The following is a 13,025-nucleotide window of genomic DNA, read 5'->3' on the forward strand; positions in this document are numbered from 1 at the left end:
GTTTTTACTTGCGTAAAAAAATGTTTTCTAGTATAATAGTTTATTGTGAGCGAACCTCACTTACCCCTTGCAAAGTCTTGGGGTCATTAGACCAAAAGGAGGAACATATCAATGGCTAAATACGAAATTCTTTATATTATTCGTCCAAACATTGAAGAAGAAGCTAAAAACGCTTTGGTAGCACGTTTTGACTCTATTTTGACTGACAACGGTGCAACTGTTGTTGAATCAAAATCTTGGGAAAAACGTCGTCTTGCATACGAAATCAAAGATTTCCGTGAAGGACTTTACCACATCGTTAACGTTGAAGCAAACGACGACGTAGCTCTTAAAGAGTTTGACCGTCTTTCAAAAATCAACGCTGACATTCTTCGTCACATGATCGTCAAAACTGACGCTTAAGAAGGTAAACTATGATTAACAATGTTGTACTTGTAGGGCGTATGACACGTGACGCTGAGTTACGTTATACCCCATCAAATGTAGCAGTTGCGACTTTTACTCTTGCAGTAAACCGTACATTTAAGAGTCAAAATGGTGAACGTGAGGCTGATTTTATCAATGTCGTTATGTGGCGCCAACAGGCTGAAAATCTTGCTAACTGGGCTAAAAAAGGCTCACTTATCGGGGTGACAGGTCGTATCCAGACTCGTAGTTACGATAACCAGCAAGGACAACGTGTCTACGTGACTGAGGTCGTGGCTGAGAATTTCCAAATGTTGGAAAGCCGTAGTGTGCGTGAGGGTCATACAGGTGGAGCTTACTCTGCCCCAAGTTCAAACTATTCAGCACCTACAAATTCAGTACCAGACTTTTCACGTGATGAAAATCCATTTGGAGCAACAAATCCATTGGATATTTCAGATGATGATTTACCATTCTAATGGACAACTAAAATTATAAAGGAGAAAAAACATGGCTCAACAACGTCGTGGCGGATTCAAACGCCGTAAAAAAGTTGATTACATCGCAGCAAACAAAATTGAATATGTTGATTACAAAGATACTGAGCTTCTTAGCCGTTTCGTTTCAGAACGTGGGAAAATTCTTCCTCGTCGTGTAACAGGAACTTCAGCTAAAAACCAACGTAAAGTAACAACAGCTATCAAACGCGCTCGCGTAATGGCTTTGATGCCTTTCGTAAACGAAGATTAAAGAAAAGACCCTGACGGGTCTTTTTTCATGAGTTTGAAAACAAGAAAGTGAATTAAGACCTGGGTGGGTCTTTTTCACGAGATAGTTTTTTTCTGACCTTGGCGTGCTATAATGGTAATAAAAAGAGTAAAGGTGGGTAAGTCAAAGATGAATTGTACGATTAGAAATATGATTAAGTCTGATATTGAATCCTTATCTCATGGATTTATGAATCAAGGTTGACCTGGTAGAGAGGAAATTTTGGCTAGATATTTTCTGGAACAGGAAAGTGGGAAGAGAGAAGTCTTAGTTGCAGAGATTGATGGTGCAGTAGCGGGCTACGTTACCATTTTGCCCTCTGCTAAACATGGTCCTTTTGCAGAAGTCTATCCAGAATTATCAGATTTTAATGTGTTTGAGCCTTTTCGAAATCAAGGGATTGGGAATCAACTGCTAGAAGAAGCAGAAAAACGAGTCAAGTTTGTTTCGAGTAAGGTTACTCTGGGTGTAGGTTTGCACTTGGGGTATGGTCCTGCTCAGAGATTGTATATCAAACGAGGCTATATTCCAGATGGGACAGGTGTCTGGTATAGAAATAAACCGCTAGAAATGGGTGCAAGTTGTCAAAACGATGATGATTTAGTTTTATACTTATCCAAGGACTTACAATAAAACGGGAAACTTTTTGAAAATAGGGGATTTAGCTACTTTATGGTATAATGGAAAGAGTTAGATTGAAAGAGGTAGTGAGATGGATGCCAAATTAAGATACAAGGCAAAGAAGATAAAGATTGTCTTTTTTGATATTGATGATACATTACGGAATTCAAAGACAGGTTTTATTCCAGCTTCAATCCCAACTGTTTTTAAGCAATTACGTGAGAAAGGAATCTTGACAGGTATTGCTTCTGGACGAGGGATTTTTGGTGTTGTTCCGGAGATTCGTGAGCTCAAGCCTGACTTTTTTGTGACCTTAAATGGTGCCTATATCGAAGATAAAAAAGGTCAGGTCATTTATCAGCATCAGATCGAGAAATCAGATGTTGAGGAGTATATCTCTTGGGCCAAGCAAGAAGGAATTGAGTATGGTTTGGTTGGGAGTCATGATGCCAAGTTGTCGACTCGCACCGATATGATTAGTGAGGCTATCAATCCAATTTATCCCGATTTGGATGTGGATCCAGATTTCCATGAAAAAGAAGATATCTATCAGATGTGGACTTTTGAAGATAAGGGAGATGACTTGCACTTGCCTGACAGTCTCTCAGACAAACTTCGCATGGTTCGTTGGCATGAGCATTCGTCTGATATTGTTCCGATTTCAGGCTCCAAAGCGACGGGTGTGGAAAAGGTTGTGGAACACCTTGGCTTGAAACCAGAGAACGTCATGGTTTTTGGAGATGGGCTGAATGACTTGGAACTCTTTGATTATGCTGGAATCAGCGTTGCCATGGGAATTTCCCATGATAACATCAAAGAAAAAGCAGATTATATTACAAAAACGTTAGAAGAAGATGGTATTTTTAATGCCTTAGAAAGATTTGGTATGGTAGAAAAAGAATTGCATTTCCCACAAGTAGACATTGAAACAGTAGAAGGTCCGTTGGCGACTATTAAGACCAATCACGGAGACTTGCGTATCAAGCTCTTCCCTGAACATGCTCCTAAAACAGTGGCTAACTTTGTAGCTCTTTCTAAAGATGGCTATTATGATGGTGTCATTTTCCACCGTATTATCAAGGACTTTATGATCCAAGGTGGAGACCCAACTGGAACTGGTATGGGTGGCGAGTCAATCTACGGTGAATCATTTGAGGATGAATTCTCTGAAGAACTTTACAATATCCGTGGTGCCCTTTCCATGGCTAATGCTGGGCCAAATACCAACGGCAGCCAATTCTTTATTGTGCAAAATCAACACCTGCCTTATTCTAAAAAGGAGATTGCTCGTGGTGGTTGGCCAGAACCGATCGCAGAAATCTATGCAGAGCAAGGTGGGACACCTCACCTAGACCGTCGTCACACTGTATTTGGTCAGCTAGCTGATGAAGATTCTTATGCTGTTTTGGATGCCATTGCTGCTGTTGAGACTGGAGCTATGGACAAGCCAGTTGAAGATGTCGTGATTGAAACAATTGAAATTGAGGACTAAGATGAAAATCGGTGATAAGCTAAAGGGGCGTATTACAGGGATTCAGCCCTACGGTGCCTTTGTTGAGCTAGAGACGGGCGATACGGGGCTGATTCACATTTCGGAGATTCGGACAGGCTTTATTGAAAATATCCAAGAAGCCTTGAAAGTCGATGAAGAGGTTCTGGTTCAGGTGGTGGATTTAGATGAATTTACAGGGAAAGCTAGCCTTTCTATCCGCACCTTGGAGGAAGAAAAGCACCAGTTTCCTAGACGGAGACGCTTTTCAAGCGACCGCTTTAACTATGGTTTTGCCCCTCTCAAACGAATGATGCCAATTTGGACCAAGGAAGCCCTTCAATATTTGAAGAAGCAGAAGCGCTAGTTAGAAAACTCTATCTTTTGTAATGTTAATATGAATTTGTTATAATAGGACCATGGAAGAAGAACAATTATTAAAATCAGGGGAGCGCATTAACCAGCTCTTTTCGACAGATATCAAAATCATTCAAAATAGAGAGGTTTTTAGCTATTCGGTGGATAGTGTTCTCTTGTCACGTTTTCCACGTTTTCCTAAGAAGGGCTTAATTGTGGATTTCTGTGCTGGGAATGGAGCAGTGGGGCTATTTGCTAGCACTCGTACCCAGGCACAGATTTTGGCTGTTGAGATTCAGGAGCGTTTGGCAGATATGGCTGAACGCTCTGTCCGTTTGAATGGTTTGGAAGAGCAGATGCAGGTCATCTGTGATGATTTGAAAAATATGCCTGCTTACATTCAGGGAAGTAAGGTGGATATGATTTTGTGTAATCCGCCCTATTTTAAGGTGGATCCTCATTCTAACTTGAACGAGAGTGAACACTATCTCTTGGCACGCCATGAAATCACAACTAATTTGGAAGAAATCTGTCGTAGTGCCCAAAGTATTCTCAAGTCTAATGGGCGTTTGGCCATGGTTCATCGTCCTGATCGACTCTTGGATATTTTGGACATGTTTCAACGGCATAATCTAGCACCTAAGCGTCTGCAGTTTGTTTATCCAAAAAGAGAAAAGGAAGCTAACATGCTCTTGATTGAGGCTATCAAGGATGGATCAAGAAGCGGTTTTAAGGTCTTGCCACCTCTCATTGTTCACAATGATGACGGTTCTTATACGCCGGAACTTGAAGAGATTTATTATGGATCATAAGGCTTATATGTATGTGCTGGAGTGCCGTGACGGTTCCTACTATACAGGATATACGACTGATGTGAAAAAACGCCTCGCTGTTCATAATAGTGGGAAGGGAGCCAAATATACACGAGCTCGCTTGCCAGTCAAACTTATCTATGCTCAAGGTTTTGCCAGTAAGGAAGAAGCCATGTCTGCAGAAGCCCTTCTCAAGCGTAAGAAGAGGCCGCAGAAGGAAAGATTTTTATCTGAAAATCAAGATAGAAATTTACTTATACTCAATGAAAATTAAAGAGCAAACTAGGAAGCTAGCCGTAGGCAGTACTTGAGTACGGCAAGGCGAAGCTGACGTGGTTTGAATTTGATTTTCGAAGAGTATCAGTTATTTTGAAGAGTAGTGGGGAGTCCTTTGACTCCTCTTACTTTTGTCAAAAAGCGAAAAAAATGCTACAATAAAGAGAATAAACAAAATGAGGTATTATCATGTCTAAGATTCTAGTATTTGGTCACCAAAATCCAGACTCAGATGCCATCGGGTCATCTGTAGCCTTTGCCTACCTTGCAAAAGAAGCTTATGGTTTGGATACGGAAGCTGTTGCCCTTGGAACTCCAAATGAAGAAACAGCCTTTGTCTTGAACTATTTTGGTGTAGAAGCACCGCGTGTCATCACTTCTGCTAAAGCAGAAGGTGCAGAGCAAGTTATCCTGACTGACCACAATGAATTCCAACAATCTGTATCAGATATCGCTGAAGTAGAAGTTTATGGTGTTGTGGACCACCACCGTGTGGCTAACTTTGAAACTGCAAGCCCACTTTACATGCGTTTGGAGCCAGTTGGTTCAGCGTCTTCAATCGTTTACCGTATGTTCAAAGAACATGGTGTAGCTGTGCCTAAAGAGATTGCTGGTTTGATGCTTTCAGGTTTGATTTCAGATACCCTTCTTTTGAAATCACCAACAACACACCCAACAGATAAGGTTATTGCTCCTGAATTGGCCGAATTGGCTGGTGTTAACTTGGAAGAGTATGGTTTGGCTATGTTGAAAGCTGGTACAAACTTGGCTAGCAAATCTGCTGAAGAATTGATTGACATCGATGCTAAGACTTTTGAATTGAACGGAAATAATGTCCGTGTTGCTCAAGTAAACACAGTTGACATCGCTGAAGTATTGGAACGTCAAGCAGAAATTGAAGCTGCAATGCAAGCTGCTAACGCAGCAAATGGTTATTCTGACTTTGTCTTGATGATTACAGATATCGTCAACTCAAACTCAGAAATCCTAGCACTTGGTGCTAATATAGGCAAGGTCGAAGCGGCTTTCAACTTCAAACTTGAAAACAACCACGCTTTCCTTGCTGGTGCTGTTTCACGTAAGAAACAAGTGGTACCTCAATTGACTGAAAGCTTCAATGCTTAAGATTTTGAGTGTTAATTCAAATTAGGAAAGGCTAGTTTGCCTTATATCGAAAGGAGTTTCGGCTCCTTTTTTTCTAGGAGTGAAGCATGTTAGAAAATGGCGATTTGATTTTTGTGAGAGATGAGTCAGATATGGGACAGGCCATCCAGACTTCCACAGGCAACTATAACCATGTTGCCATTTATTTGGATGGGATGATTTACCACGCTAGTGGACAGGCTGGTGTTGTCTGTCAAGAACCTGCAGACTTCTTTGAGCCCAATCACTTGTACGACCTTTATGTCTACCCAGAAATGGATATCCAATCTGTGAAGGAAAAAGCTTGCAAACATCTAGGGGCACCCTACAATGCTTCTTTCCATCCAGATGGCGCTGGTTTCTACTGTTCCCAGTATATAGCAAAAATTCTACCGATTTTTGAAACTATTCCCATGAAATTTGGAGATGGGGAGCAGGAGATTAGTGATTTTTGGAGAGAGTATTACAGAGAACTAGGTCTGCCTGTTCCTTTGAACAAGCCGGGGACCAATCCTAGTCAGTTGGCAGCATCGCCTCTGTTAGAATGTAAAGAAAGGAATCTTCATGATTCAGATTTTTAATCCATCTCGTTTGACGAGACAGCCATTTTTTAGAGAATTGATCCGCTATCTGGACCAGCATGAGGATGTGATTCTACGGGAAATTAAGGCTCAATTTCCAGATGTAGCAGTTGACAAACTCATGGAAGAGTATATAAAGGCTGGCTTGATTCTACGGGAAAATAAGCGCTATTACCTTAATCTCCCTATGCTTGAGTCACTCGATAATCTAGAACTGGATCAAGAGATTTTTGTCAGCGAAGATAGTCTGATCTATCAAACCTTGTTGGAGCAGACTTTTGAGACGGAATTACGAAATCAAACTAATGCAGCTATTTTAGTTGAAAAGACGGACTTTGCGCGAACTAAAATGACCCTGTCCAATTATTTCTACAAGGTCAAACATCAGTATCCTTTGACAGAGAAACAGCAGAAACTTTATGACATTTTAGGAGATGTCAATCCTGAGTATGCACTCAAATACATGACAACTTTTTTGCTGAAATTTCTCAAAAAAGATCAATTGATCCAGAAACGCCGTGATATTTTTGTGGACAGTTTAGTCGTCCTAGGATATATTGTCCAAAATGAAGATGGAAAGTATGAGTTGGCCGTCGATTTTGATAAGGAAAGATTAACTTTCTACTTGGCCTGATTTCTTATCTCTGAGCACATTGTTTGACTTTCCTTAGTATTCGGTATAAACTATATGTAACCGGTAACACATATCGGAATAAAACTAAAGGAGACAATTATATGTCACTTGAAAACAAATTGGAACAAGCAACAGGCGCTATCAAAGAAGGATTTGGTAAGGTTACTGGGGATAGCAAGACTGAAGCAGAAGGCGCTGTAGAAAAGACAGTTGCTAAGGCAAAAGAAGTAGTTGAAGATGCTAAAGGTGCTGTAGAAGGTGCCGTTGAAGGTTTGAAAAACGCTTTTAAATAAAAATAGAAAAAATCAAGGGTTTCGTTTCCCTTGATTTTTTTACGATCCTTACAAATAATTTTCTGCGACGGCTGCATCTCCAGGATAGGCTTCTTTCTTTCCTTGGACGATTTGGTAGCAATCGGCTCCCTTGCCAGCAATAATAACTGCATCTAATTCGTGATTTGTGATAGCCATAGCTGCCTTGATGGCCTCTTGGCGATCCGCAATTTTTTCAACAGGATGATTGATGTAGCTACTAATTTCATCTGCAATGGCCATTGGGTCTTCGTAGTTGGGGTCATCAGCAGTCAGAAAGACTTGAATCTCAGGGTGCTGATTGAGGAGGAGGCCAAAGTCCTTACGACGGCTTTCTCCCTTATTGCCTGTCGAACCGAGAACCAGAGCAATTTTTCCAGTTTGATGAGTTTCAACCACATTGATGAGTTTTTTGAGACTGTCACCGTTGTGGGCATAGTCGATGAAGACCTTGGATCCATTTTTCTGAGTGAGGACTTCCATACGACCAGGAACACGGGTTGCAGCGATTCCTTTTTTGATGTCTTCAAGACTAGCTCCGAGACGGAGGCAGGCAAGTCCAGCAGCAACTGCATTTTCTTGATTGAAGTGGCCAATGAGTTGGATATCATAGTCTCCAGCTAATTTCCCTGTAGCTGAGAAGCTAAAGGCTTTGGAATTTTTGATTTGGTTGCTCGACTGACTACCGTAGAAATCATAGTCTTGATCTTCTACTTGTTCTTTCAAGACAGAAAAGTGGTCCATGTCACTGTTAATGATGACTGCTCGGCTATTTTTCATCAAGAGCCGCTTGTGGTAGAAGTAGTCTTCAAAGCTAGGGTGTTCAATCGGGCCGATATGGTCTGGGCTAATATTGAGGAAAACTCCCACATCAAAAGTTAGACCATAGACACGTTTGACCAGATAGGCTTGACTGGAGACTTCCATGATGAGATGGGTGCGGTCATTTTGCACAGCTTGATTCATCATGTCAAAGAGATCGATACTCTCAGGGGTTGTCAATGCAGACTTAAAGAAAGTTTTGCCATCTAGAGTTGTGTTCATAGTTGACAACATAGCAGGTCGATGCCCTTGAGATAAAATGTTATAGGCGAAATAGGCTGCTGTTGTCTTGCCCTTGGTCCCAGTGAAGGCAAGGAGTTTGAGTTTTTCCTGTGGATTTCCATAAAATTCCATGGCAATCAAACTCATAGCTTTCTTGATATCACTGACGATAATGACAGGAATACCAACTTCATAGTCTTCTTCAGCCACGTACCAACCGAGGCCTTGAGAGATGGCTGACATCAGAAATTCCTTCTTAAAGGCAGCACCCTTGACGAAAAAGAGGCTCTTCTCTTTGGCCTTGCGGCTATCATAGCAGATGGTGTCAAATACGACATAACTGTAGTTGTAGTGATAATGTCCTTGGTCGATAATCTCACGGAAGAGACCATCTTTCTTTAAAATATCTAATACGGTTTCAATCTTAATCATACTTTCTATTGTAAACCGAAAGTCGTAAATTTACAAGTGACAAGGAAAAGTTTATAATGGAAGATGAGGAATTTTTCCTAGTTATTAAAATCAAATGAGGAATCTATGTCTAACGAAAACAATCACCAGCAGGCCCAGATGTTACGGGGGACTGCTTGGCTAACGGCTAGTAACTTTATCAGTCGCCTACTTGGGGCCATTTATATTATACCCTGGTATATCTGGATGGGGTCCTATGCGGCTACAGCAAATGGCCTCTTTACAATGGGCTACAATATCTATGCCTGGTTCTTGCTGGTTTCAACAGCAGGTATTCCGGTTGCGGTGGCCAAGCAAGTAGCTAAGTACAATACCATGCGAGAAGAAGAGCATAGCTTTGCCTTGATTCGGAGCTTTTTAGGCTTTATGACAGGACTAGGTCTGGTCTTTGCTTTGGTCTTGTATGTCTTTGCTCCTTGGCTAGCAGACTTGTCGGGTGTAGGGAAAGACTTGATCCCAATCATGCAGAGTTTGGCTTGGGCGGTCTTGATTTTCCCATCTATGAGTGTGATTCGAGGCTTCTTCCAAGGGATGAATAACCTGAAACCTTATGCCATGAGCCAAATCGCTGAGCAGGTCATTCGCGTTATCTGGATGCTCTTAGCTACCTTTATGATTATGAAAATGGGCTCAGGAGATTATCTAGCAGCGGTTACCCAATCCACCTTTGCTGCCTTTGTCGGTATGGTAGCCAGCTTTGTAGTTTTGATCTATTTCCTTGCCAAAGAAGGTTTACTCAAAAGAGTCCTTGAAACAGGAGATAAGATAAACAGCAAGCGTCTTTTAGTCGACACCATTAAGGAAGCCATTCCTTTTATCCTGACAGGATCTGCTATCCAGCTTTTCCAGATTTTGGACCAGATGACCTTTATCAATAGTATGAGTTGGTTTACCAACTATAGTAATGAAGACTTGGTTGTCATGTTTTCTTATTTCTCTGCTAATCCTAATAAAATCACTATGATTTTGATTTCTGTTGGGGTTTCGATTGGGAGTGTAGGTTTGCCACTTTTGACTGAAAACTATGTTAAGGGGGACTTGAAGGCGGCTTCTCTTCTCGTTCAGGACAGCATTACCATGCTTTTCCTATTCTTGCTACCAGCAACGGTTGGAGTAGTCATGGTAGGAGAACCTCTCTATACTGTCTTCTATGGCAAGCCAGATAGTTTGGCTATGGGCTTGTTTGTCTTTGCAGTTTTGCAGTCTACTATTTTAGGCTTGTACATGGTCTTGTCTCCAATGCTTCAAGCCATGTTCCGCAACCGCAAGGCAGTTCTCTATTTTATCTATGGTTCCATTGCCAAGCTGGTCTTGCAACTTCCCACCATCGCTCTCTTTCACAGTTACGGGCCTTTGATTTCAACAACCATCGGTCTCATCATTCCTAATGTTTTGATGTATCGGGACATTTGCAAGGTAACTGGTGTTAAGCGCAAGGTGATTTTGAAACGAACCATTTTAATCAGTTTGTTAACTCTTTTCATGTTTCTAGTAGTTGGGACATTGCAGTGGATTTTAGGATTTGTCTTCCAACCAAGTGGACGTTTGTGGAGTTTCCTATATGTAGCTCTTGTCGGTGCCATGGGTGGAGGAGTTTATGGAATCATGAGTCTCCGTACCCGTCTATTGGACAAGGTGATTGGAAAAGTTCAAGCAGATCGCTTACGAATCAAATTAAAATTAACTTAAAAAACATTTATAAATAAAAGGAATAATTTGAACATTTCTATCATGAAATGCTTGAATTATTCTCTTTTTATTATTTTGTAGAATAATTTCTATAGTTTGTAGATAGAAATTTTATTTTTCTTAAATTTTACTTAAAAAGCTATTGACTAAATAAAACTCAAGTTGTATAATAAGACAAATATTTAAATCAGGAGGTTCTGGAGATGAAAAAGTCTAAGGCCAAGTATGCAACACTTGCAGGTGTCGTGCTAAGTGCAGGTATTTTGTTAAGTGCGTGTGGAAATTCTAGCACAGCGTCAAAAACATATAACTATGTTTACGTAAGTGACCCATCAAGTTTGAACTATCTAGCAGAAAACCGTGCAACAACCAGTGATATCGTGGTTAATTTGGTAGATGGGCTCATGGAAAATGACCAGTATGGGAACTATATCCCATCCTTGGCAGAGGATTGGAGTGTTTCTCAAGACGGTTTGACCTATACCTACAAACTGCGTAAAGATGCTAAATGGTACACTGCAGATGGGGAAGAATATGCTCCTGTAACTGCCCAAGATTTTGTAACTGGTTTGAAATATGCAGCTGATAAAAAATCAGAAGCCTTGTACTTAGTGCAAGAATCCGTAGCAGGTTTGGATGACTACATTAACGGTAAAACAAGCGACTTTTCAACTGTCGGAGTCAAGGCTCTTGATGACCAAACCGTTCAATATACCTTGGCACGACCAGAACCTTACTGGAACTCAAAAACAACCTCAACCATTCTCTTCCCAGTCAACGCTGATTTCTTGAAATCAAAAGGAGATGATTTTGGGAAGGTAGACCCATCTAGCATTTTGTACAATGGACCTTTCTTGATGAAATCCTTTGTTTCAAAATCAGTTATCGAATTCAAGAAAAATCCTAATTACTGGGATGCTAAAAATGTCTTTGTAGATGATGTCAAATTGGCCTATTATGATGGTAGTGACCAAGATGCACTGGCTCGTAACTATGTAGAGGGAGCCTATAGCTACGCTCGTCTCTATCCAAATAGTTCAAGCTTTGAAGGAATCAAAGAGAAGAATAAAGACAATATCATCTATAGTCTGCAAGATGCTACTTCTTACTTCTTAAACTTCAACTTGGATAGAAAATCTTATAAATTCACTTCCAAGACAAGTGATGCTGAAAAGAAATCGACTCAAGAAGCGGTTCTGAGTAAAAACTTCCGTCAAGCCATTAACTTTGCCTATGACCGTACAGCTTACGGGGCCCAATCTCAAGGAGAAGATGGTGCAACTAAGATCTTGCGTAACTTGGTTGTTCCTCCAAACTTCGTAAGTATCAACGGAAAAGACTTTGGTGAAGTAGTAGCCTCTAAGATGGTGAATTATGGTAAAGAATGGCAAGGAATCAACTTTGCAGATGCCCAGGATCCATATTACAATGCTGAAAAAGCTAAAGCCAAATTTGCTGAAGCTAAGAAAGAACTCCAAGCCAAAGGAGTCCAATTCCCTATCCACTTGGACATGACAGTTGACCAAGCTGATAAAAAGGGTGTCCAAGAGGCAAATTCTATGAAGCAATCTATTGAAGCAGCCTTAGGTGCAGAGAACGTTGTAATTGATATTCAACAACTTTCTACTGAAGACTTTGATAATACAAGCTATTTGGCTCAGACTGCAGCTCAGAAGGATTACGATCTATACAACGGTGGTTGGAGTGCAGACTACCAAGACCCTTCAACCTATCTTGATGTATTTAATGTTCATTCTGGTGGTTTGATGCAAAATCTAGGTATAGAGCCGGGTGAAGCCAATGACAAGGCCAAGGCTGTTGGGCTGGATGTCTATACTCAAATGTTGGAAGAAGCTAATAAGGAACAAGATCTTGCAAAACGCTATGAAAAGTATGCTGAAATCCAAGCTTGGTTAGTAGATAGCGCTTTAGCAATTCCAAATGTTTCTAAGGGTGGAACACCAACATTGAGAAAAACAGTTCCTTTCTCATCACCATATTCATTAGCTGGTAATAAAGGTATCGAATCATATAAATATCTCAAAGTACAAGATAAAACAGTCACAAAAGATGAATATGAAAAAGCTAAAGAAAAATGGCTGAAAGAAAAAGAAGAATCCAATAAAAAAGCTCAAGAAGAATTGGCAAAACATGTCAAATAAGGATTTTTAAAGAAAACGATGGTTTCGAAAGAAGCTGTCGTTTTTTAATAGAATGGTAGCGAAGTTGGAAGAAAAGTGCTTACATTTTTTAATTGCTTTATTAAATTTATGTTATAATAAATATGATAAAAGAGTGAAAACTGCTTTCGAAAGCCCCTTCCAGTGTTAATTAAAGTATGCACATTCTAGGATGATTTTATAGGAGGGATGCCGTCTACTATAAAAGTATGATAAAACGCAACAAATGATAAGTTCTTCTTTT

General features: G+C 40.5%; 14 protein-coding genes and 1 pseudogene. 14 read left to right on the forward strand and 1 reads right to left on the reverse strand.

Annotated features, from left to right (window positions below; genetic code table 11):
* Positions 1–111 precede the first annotated feature (111 nt).
* The 12 genes and pseudogenes from rpsF to ACERDH_RS04650 all read left to right on the forward strand — a co-directional run bounded on the left by rpsF (position 112) and on the right by ACERDH_RS04650 (position 7,379).
* Positions 112–402 carry a 30S ribosomal protein S6 gene (gene rpsF, locus ACERDH_RS04595; RefSeq protein ID WP_001151780.1) on the forward strand — a complete coding sequence of 97 codons (291 nt, stop codon included), beginning with the start codon at positions 112–114 and terminating at the stop codon, positions 400–402.
* 11 nt (positions 403–413) lie between these two features.
* Entirely contained in the window at positions 414–884 is a 471-nt protein-coding gene (gene ssbA / locus ACERDH_RS04600) for a single-stranded DNA-binding protein SsbA (protein ID WP_000609602.1), read from the forward strand.
* 31 nt (positions 885–915) lie between these two features.
* Positions 916–1,155, forward strand: a complete 240-nt coding sequence (rpsR, locus tag ACERDH_RS04605) for a 30S ribosomal protein S18 (protein WP_000068664.1) — start codon at positions 916–918, stop codon at positions 1,153–1,155.
* 147 nt (positions 1,156–1,302) lie between these two features.
* Positions 1,303–1,806 (forward strand): annotated as a pseudogene (locus ACERDH_RS04610) (GNAT family N-acetyltransferase).
* Positions 1,807–1,885: 79 nt separating this feature from the next.
* Positions 1,886–3,286 carry a bifunctional Cof-type HAD-IIB family hydrolase/peptidylprolyl isomerase gene (locus tag ACERDH_RS04615; RefSeq protein WP_386683531.1) on the forward strand — a complete coding sequence of 467 codons (1,401 nt, stop codon included), beginning with the start codon at positions 1,886–1,888 and terminating at the stop codon, positions 3,284–3,286.
* A gap of 1 nt (position 3,287) precedes the next feature.
* Entirely contained in the window at positions 3,288–3,650 is a 363-nt protein-coding gene (locus tag ACERDH_RS04620) for a S1 RNA-binding domain-containing protein (protein WP_386683534.1), read from the forward strand.
* 52 nt (positions 3,651–3,702) lie between these two features.
* Complete coding sequence (locus ACERDH_RS04625) at positions 3,703–4,452, forward strand: tRNA1(Val) (adenine(37)-N6)-methyltransferase (RefSeq protein ID WP_386683537.1); 750 nt, start codon at positions 3,703–3,705, stop codon at positions 4,450–4,452.
* Positions 4,442–4,726 carry a GIY-YIG nuclease family protein gene (locus ACERDH_RS04630; RefSeq protein WP_386683540.1) on the forward strand — a complete coding sequence of 95 codons (285 nt, stop codon included), beginning with the start codon at positions 4,442–4,444 and terminating at the stop codon, positions 4,724–4,726. Before ACERDH_RS04625 ends, ACERDH_RS04630 begins: the two co-directional genes overlap by 11 nt.
* Positions 4,727–4,917: 191 nt before the next feature.
* Positions 4,918–5,853, forward strand: coding sequence for a manganese-dependent inorganic pyrophosphatase (locus ACERDH_RS04635; RefSeq protein WP_173282694.1), 936 nt, complete (start codon positions 4,918–4,920; stop codon positions 5,851–5,853).
* A gap of 86 nt (positions 5,854–5,939) precedes the next feature.
* The gene (locus ACERDH_RS04640; protein ID WP_084923331.1) at positions 5,940–6,452 is read left to right on the forward strand and encodes a YiiX/YebB-like N1pC/P60 family cysteine hydrolase; all 513 of its coding nucleotides are present in this window, start codon (positions 5,940–5,942) and stop codon (positions 6,450–6,452) included.
* A complete protein-coding gene (locus ACERDH_RS04645; RefSeq protein ID WP_386683545.1) occupies positions 6,436–7,086 on the forward strand; it encodes a DUF1803 domain-containing protein in 651 nt (216 codons plus the stop codon). The genes ACERDH_RS04640 and ACERDH_RS04645 overlap by 17 nt, the downstream gene beginning before the upstream one ends.
* Before the next feature lie 101 nt (positions 7,087–7,187).
* Positions 7,188–7,379: a CsbD family protein gene (locus tag ACERDH_RS04650; protein WP_000051184.1), complete on the forward strand. Its 192-nt coding sequence runs from the start codon at positions 7,188–7,190 to the stop codon at positions 7,377–7,379.
* 48 nt (positions 7,380–7,427) lie between these two features.
* Here ACERDH_RS04650 and ACERDH_RS04655 read toward each other — a convergent pair whose 3' ends face one another.
* Positions 7,428–8,873: a UDP-N-acetylmuramoyl-L-alanyl-D-glutamate--L-lysine ligase gene (locus ACERDH_RS04655; protein WP_386683549.1), complete on the reverse strand. Its 1,446-nt coding sequence runs from the start codon at positions 8,871–8,873 to the stop codon at positions 7,428–7,430.
* 105 nt (positions 8,874–8,978) lie between these two features.
* Here ACERDH_RS04655 and ACERDH_RS04660 point away from each other — a divergent pair, with 105 nt between their 5' ends.
* Together ACERDH_RS04660 and ACERDH_RS04665 are read left to right on the forward strand one after the other, a co-directional pair.
* Positions 8,979–10,601, forward strand: coding sequence for a putative polysaccharide biosynthesis protein (locus ACERDH_RS04660; RefSeq protein ID WP_386683552.1), 1,623 nt, complete (start codon positions 8,979–8,981; stop codon positions 10,599–10,601).
* 203 nt (positions 10,602–10,804) lie between these two features.
* Positions 10,805–12,763: a peptide ABC transporter substrate-binding protein gene (locus ACERDH_RS04665; RefSeq protein WP_153192137.1), complete on the forward strand. Its 1,959-nt coding sequence runs from the start codon at positions 10,805–10,807 to the stop codon at positions 12,761–12,763.
* Positions 12,764–13,025 lie beyond the last annotated feature (262 nt).

The organism is Streptococcus bovismuti (assembly GCF_042436615.2).
In the GTDB taxonomy this organism is placed as follows: Bacteria; Bacillota; Bacilli; order Lactobacillales; family Streptococcaceae; genus Streptococcus.

Excerpts from the sequence above, each read along its gene's own strand:
- ACERDH_RS04660 (WP_386683552.1), top strand. The coding sequence starts at position 8,979 with ATGTCTAACGAAAACAATCACCAGCAGGCCCAGATGTTACGGGGGACT.
- ssbA (WP_000609602.1), top strand. The coding sequence starts at position 414 with ATGATTAACAATGTTGTACTTGTAGGGCGTATGACACGTGACGCTGAG.
- ACERDH_RS04620 (WP_386683534.1), top strand. The coding sequence starts at position 3,288 with ATGAAAATCGGTGATAAGCTAAAGGGGCGTATTACAGGGATTCAGCCC.
- ACERDH_RS04625 (WP_386683537.1), top strand. The coding sequence starts at position 3,703 with ATGGAAGAAGAACAATTATTAAAATCAGGGGAGCGCATTAACCAGCTC.
- ACERDH_RS04640 (WP_084923331.1), top strand. The coding sequence starts at position 5,940 with ATGTTAGAAAATGGCGATTTGATTTTTGTGAGAGATGAGTCAGATATG.
- ACERDH_RS04655 (WP_386683549.1), bottom strand. The coding sequence starts at position 8,873 with ATGATTAAGATTGAAACCGTATTAGATATTTTAAAGAAAGATGGTCTC.
- ACERDH_RS04645 (WP_386683545.1), top strand. The coding sequence starts at position 6,436 with ATGATTCAGATTTTTAATCCATCTCGTTTGACGAGACAGCCATTTTTT.
- ACERDH_RS04615 (WP_386683531.1), top strand. The coding sequence starts at position 1,886 with ATGGATGCCAAATTAAGATACAAGGCAAAGAAGATAAAGATTGTCTTT.
- rpsF (WP_001151780.1), top strand. The coding sequence starts at position 112 with ATGGCTAAATACGAAATTCTTTATATTATTCGTCCAAACATTGAAGAA.
- ACERDH_RS04650 (WP_000051184.1), top strand. The coding sequence starts at position 7,188 with ATGTCACTTGAAAACAAATTGGAACAAGCAACAGGCGCTATCAAAGAA.
- rpsR (WP_000068664.1), top strand. The coding sequence starts at position 916 with ATGGCTCAACAACGTCGTGGCGGATTCAAACGCCGTAAAAAAGTTGAT.
- ACERDH_RS04665 (WP_153192137.1), top strand. The coding sequence starts at position 10,805 with ATGAAAAAGTCTAAGGCCAAGTATGCAACACTTGCAGGTGTCGTGCTA.
- ACERDH_RS04635 (WP_173282694.1), top strand. The coding sequence starts at position 4,918 with ATGTCTAAGATTCTAGTATTTGGTCACCAAAATCCAGACTCAGATGCC.
- ACERDH_RS04630 (WP_386683540.1), top strand. The coding sequence starts at position 4,442 with ATGGATCATAAGGCTTATATGTATGTGCTGGAGTGCCGTGACGGTTCC.